Source organism: Paenibacillus sp. CF384, from assembly GCF_900106745.1.
GTDB lineage: Bacteria > Bacillota > Bacilli > Paenibacillales > Paenibacillaceae > Paenibacillus_Z.
Window position 1 is genome coordinate 303,506 of sequence record NZ_FNNV01000003.1, and the last position, 17,911, is coordinate 321,416.

The following is a 17,911-nucleotide window of genomic DNA, read 5'->3' on the forward strand; positions in this document are numbered from 1 at the left end:
TTGACCCAAAACATAATGAATAGGATGATCCCACATGAAATGCATTTCCGTATACACGAAAGACTTCGCTTTATTCTCTGATATCTATGAGCAAATCATGGAATCCCCGCCGCAAGAGAACGAAGATATTATTGTTGAAGGCGTGACAGTTAGCGGAGCAGGCGACGTACCGGATCAATATATTGAACGTATGAGACTTAAGCCTGAGTGTGTTGTCATGAAAGAGAAAGAACGCAACATTACGATTCTTCAACATGGTGAAGTATTTGAGATTTGTGTGCCCGAAGTTCAATTGGTATAACAGCTCGTACGTTCAAGTTCGCTTGAACGAGTAGGAAACAGGGAGAGAGAGAAATGAGCCAAACGATTGAAAAAGCTGCTCATTCGCTGGACACCTCGCTTGCAGAAATATCGCCGATCATGGCAGCCGCCGGGGATGCGCAAGACGCAGCGCGGCTGCTTGAACTGCGTGATAAGCTGGGTAACGGTAAGTTGACCGTAGCCTTCTGCGGACATTTCTCAGCGGGGAAATCTACTCTCGTCAATCGGCTTTGCGGCACGCAATTGCTGCCGTCAAGTCCGATACCGACGAGCGCGAATGTCGTAAGTATTGTGAACGGGGAAGCGAAGGCGACCATTAAGAAGCTGGTGAACGGGCAAGAGCAAACGATAGAAGTGCCTGTAAACGAAGTCAATGAGTACTGCAAAGACGGCGAAACCGTATTGTCGATTTCCTTGTCCTATCCGATCCCGCGTTTGGGCACGCATACCGTGCTGCTTGATACCCCGGGCATTGATTCCACTGACGACGCGCACCGGATGGCGACCGAATCGGCGCTTCATTTGGCGGACGTCGTTTTTTATGTGATGGACTACAATCACGTGCAATCCGAAATCAATTTCACCTTTGCCAAACAACTCAAGGAGTGGGGCAAGCCGTTATATCTGATCGTGAATCAAATCGATAAGCATCGCGAAAGCGAACTGACATTTGAAGCGTATAAACAAAGTGTTGACGAGGCGTTCGGGAACTGGCATTTGGAACCGAGCGGGATCGTCTATTTGTCGTTGCGCGAGCCGAATCATCCGCATTCGGAATGGGCTGCGCTCGAAGGTTTGTTCGAATCGCTCGCCGATATTCGGGTGCCGCTTGCGCTTTGCAGCGTAGATGCATCCGCTCGTTATGTCGTTCGGATGCATGGCAAAGCGATGGATGAGCTGGCAGAACCTGAACGCGAACGTCTGCTTGTTGAAGCAGGGGGCGAAGGGGAAGCAGAACGAGTGCGTGACGAGATCGCCGGACTTGAGGAGCAGCTGCGCGTTTATGCAGCTGAGGCTGAGAGCTTACGGGTGAAGATTCGTCTGGATGTGCAAAGCATCCTTGATAATGCGAATATTACCCCTGCGGCAACACGGGATCTGGCTCAGTCCTTCCTGGAAAGCCGTAAGACGGGGTTTAAAGCCGGGCTTCTGTTCGCCGGAGCGAAGACTGCCGCTGAGCAAGAGCGCCGGCTTCAAGCCTTCTTCCATGATTTGGCTGATCTCGTGCAGGCCGGCATCGAATGGCATGTCATCGATCTGCTGAGACGAACGGCAGATCGTTTGGGTTGGCGGGATGAGGCTCTCGAGAAGCAGTTGAAGGATACGTTCGGCGGGTTATTAACGCCCGACCTGTTGATCTCCCTCGTTAACCCAGGGGCTGTCATGGGGAACGAGTATACGATGACATACAGCCGCGAGCTTGCAGCGGCTGTGAAGGGGTTGTTCCGCAAGAGCGCGATGCCTCTCATCGACGCGCTCAGCGACCGCGCAGCAGCGGCCGGCGAAGCTGCCGCTGCGCCGCTGCGCGCGCGGCTTAGCGCGCTCGCGCTGCAAGCCGGCGCGCTAGCGCAGCTGGCCGCGCTGCAGGCGCGCGCGGCCGCGCATCTCGCGCGGCTCGCGGCGCTGCTGCCGCCGGCGCCGCCGCGCCCGGCGCTGCCGAAGCCGGCTGCGCTCGGCAGCGGGGCGCACAGCGCCCCAGGCGCCGTGCCGGCGCCGCCGGCTGCGCCTAGCGCCGGCACCGGCGCGCCCGCGCCAGCGGCCGCGGCGGCGCCGCGCGCTGCCGCCGGCAGCGCAACCCCGGAAGCGCCGGCACACCCCGGCGCTTCCCAGGACGCGCTCGCGCCGCAGCGCCAAGCAGCGGAGCGTCTGAGCAAAGCAGCCGCTCTGCTGGCGCCGCATGCGTCGCTCGCCCAGGCCGTGCACGGCATGCGCGAGAAGGCGGAGCGCCTTCGCAGCAGCCGGTTCACGATTGCGCTGTTCGGAGCGTTCAGCGCAGGCAAATCCTCGCTCGCCAACGCCCTGCTCGGCGAGGCTGTATTGCCCGTGTCGCCGAATCCGACGACGGCGGCGGTCAACCGCATCGTGCCGCCAACCGCGGAGCATCCGCACGGTACGGCTACGGTTCTGATGAAGTCGCGCGAGGCGATGCTGGACGATTTGCGCTACTCGCTTAACTTACTAGGTGAAGACGCACAGTCGCTAAGCGACGATGCGCTGCTGCAAACCATTCATAAACTAACGCCGGATGCCGTGCATGCCGGCGGACGTCCGCATTACAGCTTCTTGAAAGCCGCTGCCAAAGGCTGGGAAGCCCACGAAGCCCACTTAGGCCAGCGATTGGCTGTAAGCGGCGAGGAATTCCAGCTGTATGTCGCGGAAGAGTCGCGGTCTTGTTTCGTCAGCGAAATCGAGCTGCATCACAGCAATCCGTTGACGGCGCAGGGCATTGTGCTTGTGGATACGCCCGGGGCGGACTCGGTCAATGCAAGGCATACAGGCGTAGCCTTCAATTATATTAAGAACGCGGACGCGATTCTGTTTGTCACCTATTATAATCATGCCTTCTCGCAGGCCGATCGTCAGTTTCTGCTGCAGCTTGGCCGCGTGAAGGATCAATTCGAGCTCGATAAAATGTTCTTCATCGTCAACGCGGCCGATCTGGCAGCGGACGAAGAGGAACGAGACGGCGTTCTGGCGCATGTGGAACGGAACCTGCAGCAGCACGGTATCCGATTCCCGCGCATGTTCCCGGTTTCCAGCCTTCAGGCGCTGGATGGGAAACGCTCGAACAATCAGGCACTAATCGAACAATCCGGCATCGGCGCATTTGAGGCCTCTTTCTTAAGCTTCACGAGCGGCGATCTCGGCGCTTTGGCTGTTACGGCAGCGGAGCAAGAACTTGCCCGTGCCCGCAGCACGATCGCGAACTGGCTCGAAGCGGCTTCCGGAGATGCGCTCAGCCGCGAACAGGCAAAGGCTGATATTATCGCGCATACGGCGCGTGCTCGCAGCCTTGTGGATGAACTGAACGAGCCGCAAGCGAACGCGAAGCTGCAGCAAGAGCTGAAAGAGCTGCTCTTCTATGTGCTGCAGCGCGTGCAGCTTCGTTTCGGCGACCATTATAACTTCGCGTTCAATCCATCTTCACTGCAAGACGATGGACGCGATCTCCGTAAAGCGATGTGGACATCTTGGCTGGAGCTGCAGCGTTTGCTGCAGATCGAACTGGCACAGGAGCTTGAAGCCACTTCGCTTCGTCTGGACAACATGCTGGGCAAGCTCGCTGTGAAGAAGTTCTCGGAGGTCGCCGCAGAGGCCGGGGCACAGCTCCAAGGCTTCGAAGCGTCCGACTTCAAACCGGTGCAGCCGGAGAGCCCGGAAGCGCAATCTCCGTGGCAAGCTAAGGAAATCGATACGAAGCTGCTCTGGAGCAAGTTCAAGTCGCCGCGTCATTTCTTCGAAGGCGATGGCAAAGCCGCGCTGCGCAGCGAACTGGAAACCCAGCTCACTGCGCCGATGCAGCGCTGGCTGCAGGCTGCAGAGGAAGCGTGGAGCATCCGCTACACAGAACTTTGGAATCAAGCGATGATGCATGGTGCGGATACGCTCCGCAAGGACTTAGACGCCTTCAGCGAAGGTAAGCTCGCTTCCTTGTCTGATACTGCAGACGTAGAAGAACTGCGCACTATTCATACTGCTTTGATTTCCATATAAATCCAATAGCAACAAGAAAAGAAGCTTATCCAGCGCTCGATTAGAGGCGGATAAGCTTCTTTATTTTGTGAAAATGAAATCATGCAAAAACAGAGGCAAATGTGCAAAAACGGAGCAAAATGCGCATGTTGGCAATGATTTACGACGATATCGGAGAATACCCCCCAAACTTTACCCGAGATGGAAGAGGAAGCGAATATTGTCAACTATATGCCCCAGCACTCTGTTTGCCGTAAGAAACTCATGCTGTTAATATTCATTCATATTCATAAAAAGATTCATAAAATTGCAACAGGGAGTGGGTTACCCATTGGACGTCTTCAGGCAACTTAAACCGTTTTACTGGGTCGAACGCAGAAGTTTGTTTGCTTCGATCGCCTTCTTGATCTGCGCCACCGCGCTCGGATTGGTTTATCCTAATTTACTTCGCGTACTGATCGACAAAGTCATCGTTCCCAAAACATTTGAGTGGGTGCCCGCATTATCGCTCGCTGTCGTCGGGGTCGTTACCTTAAAGGGTGGTCTTCAGTTTCTGCACGGGTTCTTCGGCGGTCGTCTAGGCAACCGCGTCGCATTCAGGCTTCGTAATGCCTGCTACACGAAATTGCAATCGCTGTCGTTTCAGTATTACGACACGGCCAAAACCGGCGATTTGATGTCGAGGCTGACCGCAGATTTGGAAGCGGTTCGAAATTTCATCGCATTCGGTTTTGCGCAAATTTTCAACATGTTCCTCATGATCATCTTCGGTGCTGCGATGATGTTCTCGATTCACTGGCAGCTCACGCTGATCACGCTTGTCACCATGCCTGTTCTGGTCACAGTGGCGCTCCGCTTCGAGAAGGTGATTCATCCGGCATTCAGAGAAATGCGCCAAGCGATGAGCCATTTGACGACTGCGGTTCAAGAGAACATCACAGGTGTTCGTACCGTTAAATCATTTGCCCGCGAATCGTTCGAAATGGATAAGTTCTCGACACGCAGTGCGGCTTACAAACAAAACCAAATTGCCGCATCCGGCTTGTGGGGAAAGTTCTTCCCTGTCATGGAGCTGCTTGCAAGCGTATGTGCCGTAATTCTGCTTGTTGCCGGTGGTACGCTCGTTATTCGCGGTTCGATTACGCTCGGTGAGATGGTTGCCTTCTTCAGTATGCTTTGGTATATCATCAACCCGATGTGGGCGATGGGCTTCCTGATCAATAACTACACGCAGTCCAAAGCTTCCGGTGAACGGTTGCTGGAGCTGCTCAACGAGTATGTACATGTGAAAGATGTCGAATCTCCGACAATCTTGGACGAGAGCTCAATCGAAGGTCATGTGCAATTTCATAATGTGACATTTAATTATGCGGATAAAGCACCTGCATTGACCCATGTGAACATTGATGCGAAACCGGGCATGGTCATTGGGATGCTCGGCGGAACGGGTTCCGGCAAGTCAACGGTCATTCAGCTGCTCATGCGTGCTTATAACATTAAGACGGGCTCCATTACGCTCGATGGCGAAGATATTCGCAACATTTCCATCGAAAGTCTTCGCTCCCAGATCGCGACCGTATTCCAAGAGACATTCCTCTTCTCTTGCTCGATACGCGACAACATCGCCTATGCGATTAAAGATGTCACCATGGATCAAATCATTGCAGCCGCGAAGCTGGCCAAAGCGCATGATTTCATCATGGAGCTTCCCGAAGGGTATGACACGATCGTCGGCGAGCGCGGCATGGGACTCTCAGGCGGTCAGAAGCAGCGGATTGCCATTGCTCGGGCACTGATCAAGAACCCGCGCATCCTCATTCTCGATGACGCTACAAGCGCAGTCGACATGGAAACCGAGCATGAGATTCAAGCCGGCTTCAGTGAGCTTATGGCTGGCCGCACAACCTTTATCATCGCACACCGGATTTCGTCACTGCGTCATGCCGATGAGATTCTCGTGTTCGACAACGGTCATATCGTACAACGCGGGAAACACGAGCAATTAGTCGCCCAGGCCGGACCGTATCAGGATACGTATAACATCCAATATGCTGACCGTCCCAGTACCGCCACAGCCGAATTAGCAGCAGAAAGAAGGGTCGCACAGTGAGTGAGGAGCAGCAGCAACAGAAAGGGCAGCCGCGCGGCAGTCATGAGCGTTTCATCTACAAGGATGACGATGCGATCGAGAAACCGTTCAACTGGTCTCAAATTACCCGTTTGTTCTCCTATATGAAACCGTATCGGAAACAATTATTGCCTGTCATTATCGTCATGATGGTGCTGGGGACGCTCACACGTCTGGCCATTCCCGCGATCATCATCATGGCGATCGATGAAGCGATCCAGCCGAAGGACGGCGGGGATCCAAGTCTCGGCAAGCTTTACATGTACGCGGGGATGATGCTGACCCTCTATATTATTCAATGGGCAGCTAACACGTACCGGATTAAGTACACGAATGTAATTGGTCAGCAAGTCATTTATGATTTGCGTGAGGATCTCTTTAAACACATTCAGAAACTTTCCTTTCGTTTCTTCGATAAACGCCCGGCAGGCTCCGTTCTCGTGCGTATTACGAATGACGTTAATGCGTTGCAGGATTTGTTTACGAACGGCGTAGTCAACTTGTTGATGGATTGCGTACAGCTCGTCGGTATCGTCATCATTTTGCTGGCATGGAATTTCAAGCTGGGCATTGCCATTATGATTACGGTTCCACTCATGTTCGTTGTTTCCACGGCGCTGCGTAAACGGATTCGATTCGCTTGGCAGGATGTACGGATGAAGCAGTCGCGAATCAATGCACATTTGAACGAAAGTATTCAAGGTATGCGCGTAACGCAAGCGTATACGCAGGAGAAATCCAATTTCAGTTTCTTCACGAACATCAATAACACGAATATTAAAGCCTGGAACAGAGCTTCTGCTCTTAACCAAGCATTCGGCCCGATTATCGAAGTCACGTCCGCGATCGGTACGTTAATCTTGTTCTGGTATGGCTCGCATCTCATTCAAGTCGGTGCGATTACGGTCGGGGTGCTAGTTGGTTTTGCCAACTACGTCGGCAACTTCTGGGAGCCGATTAACAGGCTGGGTCAAATGTACGCACAGCTGCTAATCGCCATGGCATCCTCTGAGCGAATCTTCGAGTTTATCGACGAGAAGCCGACTGTCGGCGAGGAAGAGAACGCAGGCGCTTTGCCGCGAATCCGCGGAGATGTGTCATTCGACAACATTATCTTCGAATACGAGAAAGGTCGTCCGGCACTTCGCGGCATTTCGCTCGACGTATCAGCCGGACAAACGATCGCGCTTGTCGGACATACAGGATCAGGCAAGAGTACCATTATGAACCTGCTCTGCCGCTTCTATGATCCGGTACAAGGCGCTGTACGAGTCGATGGTATCGATATTCGCAATGTCAGCATTGAGAGCTTGCGTTCGCAGGTTGGGGTCGTGCTGCAGGATACGTTTATTTTCTCCGGTACGATTCGCGAGAATATCCGGTTCGGCCGCTTGAACGCTACGGACGATGAAATCGTAAAAGCTGCTACGGCGGTTGATGCCCATGATTTCATCATGAGTTTGCCGGACGGGTATGACACGGAAGTGCAAGAACGCGGCAACAGCCTGTCGATGGGACAACGCCAGCTTTTGTCCTTTGCCAGAGCATTGCTCGCAGATCCGCGCGTCTTGATTCTGGATGAAGCGACGGCAAGCATTGATACCGAGACCGAGCTCAAAATTCAAGAAGCGCTCAAAAAACTATTGCAAGGCCGTACTTCCTTCATCGTAGCGCATCGTTTATCCACGATTCGTAATGCGGACCGTATCGTCGTTCTGGATCATGGTCAAATCGTAGAACAAGGCAGCCATGACGAACTCATTCGTCATAAAGGCACGTATAATGGTTTAATTGAAGCACAGTATCGTTTTTTATCGGCATAATTCTTGATTTTTCGCCAAAGAACCTCCACAATGGAAGAAAACATTTCTTCCAGGAGGTTCTTTTTCTATATGTATGGATCACCGCTTTCATCTACGGCTCGCAAAATTATGCTGCTCGGTTCAGGCGAGCTTGGCAAAGAAGTTATCATCGAAGCACAGCGCCTTGGCGTAGAAACGATCGCTGTCGATCGTTATGAGAACGCTCCGGCCATGCAGGTAGCTCATCGTTCCTATGTCATCGATATGCTTGATCCCGCAGCACTTCGCGCACTGATCGAGAAGGAGAAGCCGGACCTGCTCGTTCCGGAGATCGAAGCGATCGCGACTTCCGCTCTGGTGGAGCTGGAGAAGGAAGGCTACCGCGTTATCCCTACCGCACGCGCAGCGCTTCTCACCATGGATCGCGAAGGCATTCGTCGTTTGGCAGCGGAAACACTGAGTCTGCCTACCGCGCCGTATCGATTCGCGGATACGCTGGACGAGCTTAAAGCTGCAGTTGCAGAGCTGGGAACGCCTTGCGTAATCAAACCGATTATGAGCTCTTCCGGCAAAGGGCAAAGCGTCTGCAAAACGGAAGGGGATGCTGAAGCTTGCTGGAACTATGCCATGGAAGGCGGACGCGCGAAGAAAACGCGTGTTATCGTCGAAGGATTTATCCATTTTGAATCGGAAATTACATTGTTAACGGTACGTTCGGCATCGCGTACATCGTTCTGCGCGCCGATCGGACATGTACAGAAGGACGGCGATTACATCGAATCCTGGCAGCCGCATGAGATGTCGGCGCAGCAAATCGAAGAAGCCGAAGCGATTGCACGTGCCGTAACCGAGGAGCTTGGCGGCTACGGCATCTATGGTGTCGAGCTGTTCCTGACGAAGGATGGCGTGCTGTTCAGCGAAGTTTCGCCTCGTCCGCATGACACGGGCATGGTTACGATGGTTACGCAGGATCTCTCCGAGTTTGCGCTTCACGCAAGAGCGATTCTGGGGTTCCCGATTCCAACCATCCGTCTATTGACGCCCGGTGCATCGTATACGCTTAAAGCAGATCGCGATTCGGAGCATTTCCAAATCGGCGGGCTAGAGCAAGCGCTGGCTGTACCGAATACGCAGGTGCGCGTGTTTGGCAAACCGGTAACGAAACCGGGCCGCCGCATGGCTGTTGCTCTCAGCTCTGCCGATGACTGCACGAAGGCGCGCGAATTAGCTAAACAAGCGGCACAATCCCTCACGATCAACTACGAATAATCTTGCGATAGATACGCCGAGTATGCCGAAACTACTGACAGCAGCTTCCTTCCAAGGGCTGCTGTCAGCGCATACCGGCTTTTTTTGTACCATCCGCAATTGGTGGAATTTGCAAATTACGGCTGAAAGCATTACTTTTATTAAGAATATTAAATTACCGTTAAGGGTCCGATATAAGTAAAGGAGCGTTGAAAGCATGAGAAATGCATCTTCCGGCGTGTTATGGAGAACGATCGGTATTTCAGCGCTGGTCTCGACATTGCTGTTGATTGGCGGGTTCGGGTATGCGGTGAAAGATATGCTGTATCCGCAAGCAGATGCTTACGCAGGGGAGCAGGGGAAGCCGGCGCAGCCGGAGTCAAGCAACCTGGGCAGCAGCAAGGCGATCAACATTACCGCGATTGGCGATTCGCTCACGAAGGGGACGGGCGATGCAACAGGCGAAGGTTATGTCAAACAAGTCGTAACGCTGCTTAAGAAGAAATACCCGCTCATTCCTGTCAAATTGAACAACAATTTGGCTATAAACGGCTTAAGGTCCGATCAACTCGCGCATTTGCTTAGTACGGACAAGGGGTATCGTTATTCTTTGCAGCAAGCTAATCTCATTGTTTTCACGATCGGAGGAAATGACTTGTTCCAAATCGCGAACGGTCAATCAGCCGGTGATGTGACGGGAGATATTAGTCTGGATACGCTGAAGAAGGAACTGCCCAAAGGCATCGACCGATTGTCGAAAGTGATCAAGCTGCTGCACGAAATCAATCCTAACGCGCAAGTGGTGTACACAGGCCTATATAACCCATTTTATAATATTACGGACCTTAGAGACGGCAGTCTGCAAGTTCAGAAGTGGAACGAGGAAGCCTATTCGATTCTGCATAACTATCCGAACATGACCTTGGTGCCATCATTCGATATGTTCGAACGGTCCATCGATACTTATCTGTCGAGCGATCATTTTCATCCCAACCACGAAGGCTACGCACAAATTGCGGCACGTATCGTGCAGTCGCTGAAATAGGAGACCTGTCTGATGAGCGTACAATCCATTCCGGAAACAGAAGTCGTCCTCTCCGTTAAAGATGTGAAGAAGCGGATCGGCAGTAAAATGATCATAAAAAACGTCTCTTTTGAAGTGAAACCCGGTGAAATTTTCGGATTTCTCGGCCCCAATGGATCTGGGAAGACCACAACCATCCGTATGCTAGTTGGCTTGATCAAGCAGACTTCGGGTGAGATTCTGATCTGTGGCAGCGACGTGCAGCGTGATCCGGAGAGAGCGCTCAGCCATATCGGCTGTATCGTGGAGAACCCGGAGGTCTACAGCTATATGACCGGTTGGGAGAACCTAGAGCATTTTGCCCGTATGCAGCGGGGTATTGGTCAAGATCGTATTGCTGAGGTTGTCAGTATCGTCGGTATGCAGCAGCGCATTCACGATAAAGTAAAGACGTATTCGCTTGGCATGCGTCAGCGTCTTGGCATTGCGCAAGCGCTGCTTGGCAGACCGAAGCTGCTCATTCTGGATGAACCGACGAACGGTCTCGATCCGAAAGGGATTAAAGAGCTTCGTGAGTTTGTTCGTATGCTCGCGGATCAGGGGATGAGCTTGTTTATTTCAAGCCATCTATTAAGCGAAATTCAGTTGATGTGCGACCGTGTCGCGATTATCAGCCATGGTGAAGTGCTTGCGGTCGGCTCCGTTGACGAGCTGGTGAATCAGACCGGCAGCTATGTCGTCTGGCAATTCGATGATGCAGAAGCGGGCAGGAAGCTGCTTGAGGCAGAGACTAATATCCGATTAATTGGTGAAGGCGAGCATCGAATCGACGAAAGCATATTGGCAGGATTGAAGGATGCCATTATCACCTCTATGGGGGCTGAACCTATTTCGGCTATTGTCGAGAAAGCCGTGCATGCGGGTATCGGCATCGTTTCGGTACAGAAGATCGCGCCGACGCTGGAAGAACTATTTTTGCAAATGACGGAAGGTGAGAGCATTGGATAGACTGCTGCCGCTCATTCAGAATGAGACGCTCAAGATATGGAAGAAGAAGCGTTTCTACGTAGTTGTGCTTGTGCTGCTCGTACTCATTCCCATCTTTACCTATGCCCAAATGAAAATCGCGGAAACCAATCGCAAAAACTTCGCCGATTGGCGGAATCAGCTTGTTCAGCAGATCAATGAGTATCAAAATATGCTCTCAAGCGAACGTATTCCGGAAGAGTGGAAGCGCAACCGCCGAATTGCCGTTCAACAGCTTCAGTATTATTTGGATCATGATGTAAATCCTAACTCACCTAATGGTGTAACGTTTACTCGAAGCTTTATGTCGAATGCCGTAACGCTCTTTTATCCGCTGTTGGTGCTTGCGATTGCCTCTGACCTCGTGTCGGGCGAACGATCGACAGGAACAATCAAGATGCTTCTCACAAGACCTGTAAGACGATGGAAAATTTTACTGAGCAAGCTCGTTGCTTTAACGTTCTATGTTTCATTAACCGTTGTGGTCAGCGCCATTCTCTGTTATCTTATATCAGGCGCGGTATTCGGGTATTCCGGCTGGCGAATTCCTGTGTTTACAGGATTTGTCATCGAAGGCTCTACCATGGAGAGCTCTTATGTACATGCCGTTCCACAGTGGTTGTTTGTGCTCATGGAAGGCGGACTGATATGGGTCTCATCCATGACCGTAGCCATTCTGGCGCTCATGGTATCTGTTCTTGTTCGAAGCACGGCGGCGAGTATCGTGACGATGATGGCGGCTGTCATCGCAGGTACGATCTTGTCGAGTATGTCTTCATCGTGGGAAAGCGCTAAATATGTGTTCGCGGTCAATTTGCAGTTAACGGATTATTTAGCAGGCTCTCCGCCGCCAATTCAGGGCATGACACTTTCATTCTCCTTGATTATCCTCGCGATTTGGTCGGCAATTGGACTTATCGTTTCATTCGGTGTCTTTACGAAACAGGACATCATGAATTAGAATAGCTTGAAGTGAGCGAATCGGCTTGAATGGAAAAAGAATGCAAGGAAGCGCAATTAACTTTATTAGGAGGACCCTATGACTGAGCAGTTGAATCTTGCGGGCGAAGCGAATTTGGGTACCGACAGCTATGGTGCAGACGATATCCAGGTGCTGGAGGGGCTGACCGCTGTTCGGAAACGGCCCGGGATGTATATCGGCAGCACGAGCACGTCGGGCTTGCATCACCTTGTCTGGGAAATCGTCGACAACGCGGTTGACGAGCATCTGGCAAAGTTCTGCTCTGCCATCGACGTAACGATCCATAACGATGGGTCGATTACAGTTAAGGACAATGGCCGCGGTATTCCTACCGGCATGCATAAGACCGGTATTCCTACGCCTCAGGTTGTCTTTACGATCTTGCATGCGGGCGGTAAGTTCGGCGGCGGCGGATATAAGAAATCCGGCGGTTTGCACGGCGTTGGCGCATCCGTTACGAATGCGTTGTCGGAGTGGCTTGAAGTGGAAATTTACCGCGATGGTAAAATACATAAGCAGCGCTTCGAGTATTGGGTCGATGATGCGGGCAAAGAGCATGTCGGAGAACCTGTAACAGGGCTCGTCGTAACGGGGAATACGAATCGCACAGGCACGAAGGTAACTTTTAAGCCGGATTCACGTGTTTTCCACGGTAATATTTCTATTAATTACGATACGCTTTCGGAGCGTCTGCAGGAGATCGCGTTCCTGAACTCCGGGCTGAAGGTAACGGTAAAGGACGATCGCAGCGGCAAACTAGACCAGTTTCATTACGAAGGCGGCGCGCGTCAGTTCGTTCAGTTTCTGAATGAAGACAAAACCGTGCTGCATGATGTCGTTCATTTTGCCGGTGAACGTGATGAGATCGAAGTTGAGGTGGCCTTGCAGTACAACGACGGTTACACCGAAACGCTGGCCTCGTTCGTAAACTCCATCCCTACACGAGGCGGAGGTACGCATGAGACCGGATTCAGAACCGCATATACGCGAGTGATGAACGATTATGCGCGTAAGAATGCGCTGATCAAGGAGAAAGACAAGAATCTTGACGGTAACGACTTGCGAGAAGGCATGATGGCGGTTATCAACATCAAGATGTCCGAGGTTGAATTTGTAGGTCAAACGAAGGATCAGCTTGGCAGCTCTTCGGCCAGAAGTGCTGTAGATGCGATTGTTTCGGACAAAATGCAGGTTTTCCTGGAAGAAAATCCGCAGGTTGCTCAGATGCTGCTGAAGAAAGCGGTTCAAGCATCAAGAGCCCGCGAAGCTGCGCGCAAAGCGCGTGACGAAATTCGCAGCGGCAAGAAGAAGAGCGAGAGCTCCAACCTTGGCGGCAAGCTGACGCCGGCACAATCGAAGGATGTTACCCGTACGGAGCTGTTTATCGTAGAAGGTGACTCCGCAGGCGGTTCCGCGAAGCAAGGCCGTGACTCCAAGTTTCAGGCGATTCTTCCCCTCAAGGGAAAACCGATGAATCCGGAGAAGGCGAAGCTGCTCGATATTCTTAAAAACGACGAATACAAGGCGGTTATCGCGGCGATCGGCGCAGGCATTGGACCTGAGTTCGACGCGGAATCGTGTAATTATAGCAAAATCATCATTATGACGGATGCGGACACGGACGGCGCGCACATTCAAGTGCTGCTCCTGACGTTCTTCTACCGCTATATGAAACCTTTGATTGACTTGGGCCGCGTCTTTATTGCGCAGCCGCCGCTTTATAAGATTACGCGCAAATCCGGTAAGCTCGAGACCGTTCGGTACGCTTGGTCGGATGATGAGCTCCAGAATTATTTGAAGGAGTTCGGCAAGAACTTTGAGCTGCAGCGTTATAAAGGACTCGGCGAGATGAATCCCGAGCAATTGTGGGAAACGACGATGAATTCAGAGACGCGCACGCTGCTTCAAGTTCAAATCGAAGATGCAGCCAAGGCGGAACGCCGCGTATCCACGCTGATGGGCGACAAAGTAGATCCGCGTAAACGCTGGATCGTGGAGAATGTTGATTTTACCGAATATGTTGAATAACAGTTGAGGAGAGTTTCGGCATGAGTATCCTGGAACAGTTTTTGCCGGCGTATCTTGAGGAGGTCGTGGGTGACCGCTTCGGGCGCTATTCCAAATACATCATTCAGGACCGCGCCATTCCCGATGTACGAGACGGATTGAAACCGGTGCAGCGGCGTATTTTGTACGCGATGTATGATGCAGGCAACACGCCTGACAAAGGGTATCGCAAATCGGCCAAGACGGTCGGTGATGTAATGGGTAATTATCATCCGCACGGCGATTCCTCGATTTATGAAGGTATGGTCCGTATGGCGCAGCCGTGGAAAATGGGACATATGCTCATTGACGGCCATGGCAACTGGGGCTCGATCGATGATGACCCGGCGGCAGCTATGCGTTATACCGAAGCGCGTCTATCGCCGATTGCGATGGAGCTGCTTCGCGATATTGAGAAACGAACGGTCTTATTCAAAGACAATTTCGATAATACGACAAAAGAGCCGGTTGTGCTGCCATCGCGGTATCCCAACCTGCTCGTTAACGGGGTTAGCGGGATTTCTTCCGGTTTCGCGACGGAAATTCCGCCGCATAACTTGCGTGAAGTAATCGACGCTTGTAATGCCGTAATGGACAACCCTGACATCGAGCTTGCACAGCTGATGAACATTGTGAAAGGGCCCGATTTCCCTACAGGCGGGCTCATTATGGGTGAGGACGGTATCCGAGACGCTTACTTGAGCGGGAAGGGACGGATTTATCACCGCTCCAAATCAATGATTGAAGACATGAAGGGCGGACGCCAGCAGATCGTCATTACGGAAATTCCGTATCAGGTCGTGAAGTCCCGCCTTGTAACGGCGATGGAGAACATTCGGATCGAGAAGAAGGTCGAAGGCATCGCCGAGGTTCGTGATGAAAGCGGTCGTAATGGACTTCGAATCGTGATCGAGCTGAAGAAAGATGCCGACGCGCAGGGTATTCTGGCGTATTTGCTGAAGAAAACAGACCTTCAGGTTGCGTACAACTTCAACATGGTTGCAATTGTGAACAAAACGCCGAAGCAGCTCGGGCTGAAGGACATGCTGACCGCGTATATCGCGCATCAGAGAGAGGTGGTAACCGAGCGTTCCAAGTACGAGCTTGAGAAAGCGGAAGACCGCGCTCATGTATTGGAAGGTTTGGCGAAGGCGCTTAACCTGCTGGATGAAATCATCGCAACGATTAAAGCGTCGAAGAATCGGCAGGATGCTCAGCAGAACTTGGTGGCGAAGTTTACGTTCACAGAGCGCCAAGCAGATGCGATTCTGACGCTCCAATTATACCGTTTGACGAATCTGGAGATTACTTCGATCGAGAAAGAATTGAAGGATATTCAGAAGAAAATTACGTATTTGCGTTCCATTCTAGACAGCGAGAAGAAGCTGCGTTCAGTCATTAAAGAAGAGCTGATGGAAATTCGCGAGAAATACGGCATTGACCGTCGTTCCGACATTCAAGGTGAAGTGGAAGAGCTGAAGGTTAATCTTGAGGTAATCGTCGCTGCTGAAGATGTACTGGTTACGCTTAGCCAAGACGGTTATATCAAGCGGACCTCGAAGCTATCGTTCACTCGTTCCGGCGGCGAGCTTGGAAGTGCAGGCGTTAAGGAAGGCGACGTTATTCGTACGCTGCTTGATGTGAATACCATTGATCAGCTGCTTCTGTTTACGCGCAAAGGGATGTATTATCAACTGCCTGTCCATCAAATTCCGGAGTTTAAGTGGAAGGATACGGGGACGGCGGTCGTTAACGTCGTACCGATGCCGAAGGACGACAGCATCATTAGCGTCATTCCTGTGAAGGATTTTGAAGTGCCGGATCGTACGCTGGTCTTCGTCACGAAACGCGGACAAGTGAAACGGACGGAGCTGAAGGAATATAAATCTTCGCGTTCCACCGCCATTGCGGCCGTGAAGCTGGCTGACGGCGATGATGTATTGCGTGTTTCGCTTAGCGACAACAGCAAGGAGCTGCTGCTCATTACGAAGAACGGCATGAGTATCCGTTTCCCAGAGAGCGAAGTGAATCCGATGGGCCGCGTAGCTGCCGGTGTTCGAGGCATTACCGTTCGTGATGGCGATGAAATTGTCGCTGCAGAGTGGGTGACAGGGGACGAAGGCGAAGTGCTTGTCCTTACGGAGCTTGGTTACGGCAAACGTTCCTTGCTGCTTGATTATCCGATTCAAGGTCGTGGCGGCAAGGGCGTCGCAACCTTCGAGTTTAAAGAAGGCGCTCGGGTCCGCTCGAATGGTGTCGGTCTCATCGGCGGTCTTCACTGTAAGGAAGCACGTGACCTGGTGCTGCTATCGGCAGCCGGCACCAATCAGATCGTTTCGACAGAGAAAGCGCCGATTGATGATCGGAAATCGACTGGCCGCGCGGTAACAGCGGTCGATAAGAAGGATGTATTGACGACGTTCTTCGTTCGCGCCGATCTGTAACGCTCAATCAAATGGCTGGTGGGGAGAATCACGTCGCTCCATCATTTCTACAATAAGCTCAAGCACGACCCACAATGGGGCCGGTTCATCAAGCCGTTCCACCCATTGCGGGTCTTTTTGTATGCCGATTTGCGATAATTTACGTACAAGTTCGAGCTTGCGCTCCTCCATAGTGCGGATCACGCTCCATTCCTAATTTCGAGCCGGTACAACAGCCTATACCACCAATGTATGTCTAATCCTGTCAAATGGTTCTCTTTTGTAGCGATTAGTCAGACAAAATATTAACTGCATTAACCTTATATTCGACATTTCGGCATGGTATAATAAGGTATAAGATAAAATCGGACAGAAGGCGGGTGATGGTCATCGTTTCTGCGGAATTTGCCCGGTTGTGGATGAAGATGACGAAGGAATGGAAGTCGCATCTGGAGGAAGAACTGGCTCCCGGATTAACGGAAGGACAACTAAGTGTATTGGAGCTGCTGCTGGTGCATCAGCCGATGAAACCCTCGGATTTGCTCGGATACTTGGAGACGACACCCGCTGCTATAACGACGCTGCTTGACCGCATGGAGCGCGGCGGCCTCGTCGTGCGTAACCGGGATGAGAGTGATCGCCGTATCGTATGGGTAACCGTGACTGACAAAGGTCAGGTCGAAGCTGCTCGCGGTATCGCCATTCGCGATGCGTACATCAGCGAAGCGCTTGACCGGATATCTTCCCATAATCAGCAGCTGCTGGTTTATCTGCTTGGTAAGGTAGCCAATTCGTAGGATGCGCTTATGCTAGATCGAACAAGGCAAGTCTGAGAAGACTGCTGTAATAGAAAAGGCCTGCACATCAGCAGATTCCGACGCGGAACCGCTGTGTACAGGCTTTTTTGTTTATTTTGATAGAGGTTTGGTGGTGGGCTGCAGAGGAAATGTTGCAGAAAGTGCAACATTTGGAGCGTCAAAGTAGCTGTGAAGAGCAGAATGTTGCAAGAAATGCAACAATTCTACTAGCAAAGGGGGCTATAGGGGGGAATGGGTATGAAATGTTGCAAAAAGAGCAACATTTGCTTAAAACTTCTCTTTTTGCATGGAGAATGTTGCATGAAATGTAACATTCTTGAAGCAGAGAAGCCGCCCCCGCAGAGAAGCCGCCCCCCGCAGAGAAGCCGCCCCCGCAGAGAAGCCGCCCCCCACAGAGTAG

The 17,911-nt window shown here is 52.0% G+C and carries 13 protein-coding genes; 12 read left to right on the plus strand and 1 reads right to left on the minus strand.

Going from position 1 to position 17,911, the window contains the following annotated elements; genetic code table 11:
• The first annotated feature begins 34 nt into the window (after positions 1-34).
• The 10 genes from BLW29_RS08805 to gyrA all read left to right on the plus strand — a co-directional run bounded on the left by BLW29_RS08805 (position 35) and on the right by gyrA (position 16,714).
• On the plus strand, positions 35-301 hold the full coding sequence (locus tag BLW29_RS08805) for an NAD/NADP transhydrogenase alpha subunit (RefSeq protein ID WP_090978306.1): 267 nt from the start codon (positions 35-37) through the stop codon (positions 299-301).
• Between the two features lie 53 nt (positions 302-354).
• A complete protein-coding gene (locus BLW29_RS08810) occupies positions 355-4,035 on the plus strand; it encodes a dynamin family protein (RefSeq protein ID WP_090978310.1) in 3,681 nt (1,226 codons plus the stop codon).
• A 310-nt stretch (positions 4,036-4,345) separates the two neighbouring features.
• Positions 4,346-6,124 carry an ABC transporter ATP-binding protein gene (locus BLW29_RS08815; protein WP_090978312.1) on the plus strand — a complete coding sequence of 593 codons (1,779 nt, stop codon included), beginning with the start codon at positions 4,346-4,348 and terminating at the stop codon, positions 6,122-6,124.
• A complete protein-coding gene (locus BLW29_RS08820) occupies positions 6,121-7,965 on the plus strand; it encodes an ABC transporter ATP-binding protein (protein ID WP_256208459.1) in 1,845 nt (614 codons plus the stop codon). The genes BLW29_RS08815 and BLW29_RS08820 overlap by 4 nt, the downstream gene beginning before the upstream one ends.
• 69 nt (positions 7,966-8,034) lie before the next feature.
• On the plus strand, positions 8,035-9,213 hold the full coding sequence (gene purT / locus BLW29_RS08825) for a formate-dependent phosphoribosylglycinamide formyltransferase (RefSeq protein ID WP_090978314.1): 1,179 nt from the start codon (positions 8,035-8,037) through the stop codon (positions 9,211-9,213).
• A 196-nt stretch (positions 9,214-9,409) separates the two neighbouring features.
• Positions 9,410-10,237: a GDSL-type esterase/lipase family protein gene (locus BLW29_RS08830; RefSeq protein WP_090978316.1), complete on the plus strand. Its 828-nt coding sequence runs from the start codon at positions 9,410-9,412 to the stop codon at positions 10,235-10,237.
• Positions 10,238-10,249: 12 nt separating this feature from the next.
• Positions 10,250-11,224, plus strand: a complete 975-nt coding sequence (locus tag BLW29_RS08835) for an ABC transporter ATP-binding protein (RefSeq protein WP_090978318.1) — start codon at positions 10,250-10,252, stop codon at positions 11,222-11,224.
• A complete protein-coding gene (locus BLW29_RS08840; RefSeq protein ID WP_090978320.1) occupies positions 11,217-12,203 on the plus strand; it encodes an ABC transporter permease in 987 nt (328 codons plus the stop codon). The genes BLW29_RS08835 and BLW29_RS08840 overlap by 8 nt, the downstream gene beginning before the upstream one ends.
• A gap of 78 nt (positions 12,204-12,281) precedes the next feature.
• Positions 12,282-14,252, plus strand: a complete 1,971-nt coding sequence (parE, locus tag BLW29_RS08845) for a DNA topoisomerase IV subunit B (RefSeq protein WP_090978322.1) — start codon at positions 12,282-12,284, stop codon at positions 14,250-14,252.
• A 20-nt stretch (positions 14,253-14,272) separates the two neighbouring features.
• Positions 14,273-16,714, plus strand: coding sequence for a DNA gyrase subunit A (gyrA, locus tag BLW29_RS08850; protein ID WP_090978324.1), 2,442 nt, complete (start codon positions 14,273-14,275; stop codon positions 16,712-16,714).
• 3 nt (positions 16,715-16,717) lie between these two features.
• On the opposite strand, the gene BLW29_RS31370 is transcribed toward gyrA, so the two are convergent.
• Complete coding sequence (locus tag BLW29_RS31370) at positions 16,718-16,885, minus strand: hypothetical protein (protein WP_177186544.1); 168 nt, start codon at positions 16,883-16,885, stop codon at positions 16,718-16,720.
• Positions 16,886-17,082: 197 nt separating this feature from the next.
• Here BLW29_RS31370 and BLW29_RS08855 point away from each other — a divergent pair, with 197 nt between their 5' ends.
• Positions 17,083-17,490, plus strand: a complete 408-nt coding sequence (locus tag BLW29_RS08855; RefSeq protein ID WP_090978484.1) for a MarR family winged helix-turn-helix transcriptional regulator — start codon at positions 17,083-17,085, stop codon at positions 17,488-17,490.
• A gap of 149 nt (positions 17,491-17,639) precedes the next feature.
• A complete protein-coding gene (locus tag BLW29_RS08860) occupies positions 17,640-17,822 on the plus strand; it encodes a hypothetical protein (RefSeq protein ID WP_090978326.1) in 183 nt (60 codons plus the stop codon).
• Positions 17,823-17,911: the final 89 nt, after the last annotated feature.

Coding starts and splice junctions, on each gene's coding strand:
- gyrA (WP_090978324.1), top strand. CDS start 14,273: ATGAGTATCCTGGAACAGTTTTTGCCGGCGTATCTTGAGGAGGTCGTG.
- purT (WP_090978314.1), top strand. CDS start 8,035: ATGTATGGATCACCGCTTTCATCTACGGCTCGCAAAATTATGCTGCTC.
- BLW29_RS31370 (WP_177186544.1), bottom strand. CDS start 16,885: ATGGAGGAGCGCAAGCTCGAACTTGTACGTAAATTATCGCAAATCGGC.
- BLW29_RS08830 (WP_090978316.1), top strand. CDS start 9,410: ATGAGAAATGCATCTTCCGGCGTGTTATGGAGAACGATCGGTATTTCA.
- BLW29_RS08810 (WP_090978310.1), top strand. CDS start 355: ATGAGCCAAACGATTGAAAAAGCTGCTCATTCGCTGGACACCTCGCTT.
- BLW29_RS08805 (WP_090978306.1), top strand. CDS start 35: ATGAAATGCATTTCCGTATACACGAAAGACTTCGCTTTATTCTCTGAT.
- BLW29_RS08835 (WP_090978318.1), top strand. CDS start 10,250: ATGAGCGTACAATCCATTCCGGAAACAGAAGTCGTCCTCTCCGTTAAA.
- BLW29_RS08860 (WP_090978326.1), top strand. CDS start 17,640: ATGTTGCAGAAAGTGCAACATTTGGAGCGTCAAAGTAGCTGTGAAGAG.
- parE (WP_090978322.1), top strand. CDS start 12,282: ATGACTGAGCAGTTGAATCTTGCGGGCGAAGCGAATTTGGGTACCGAC.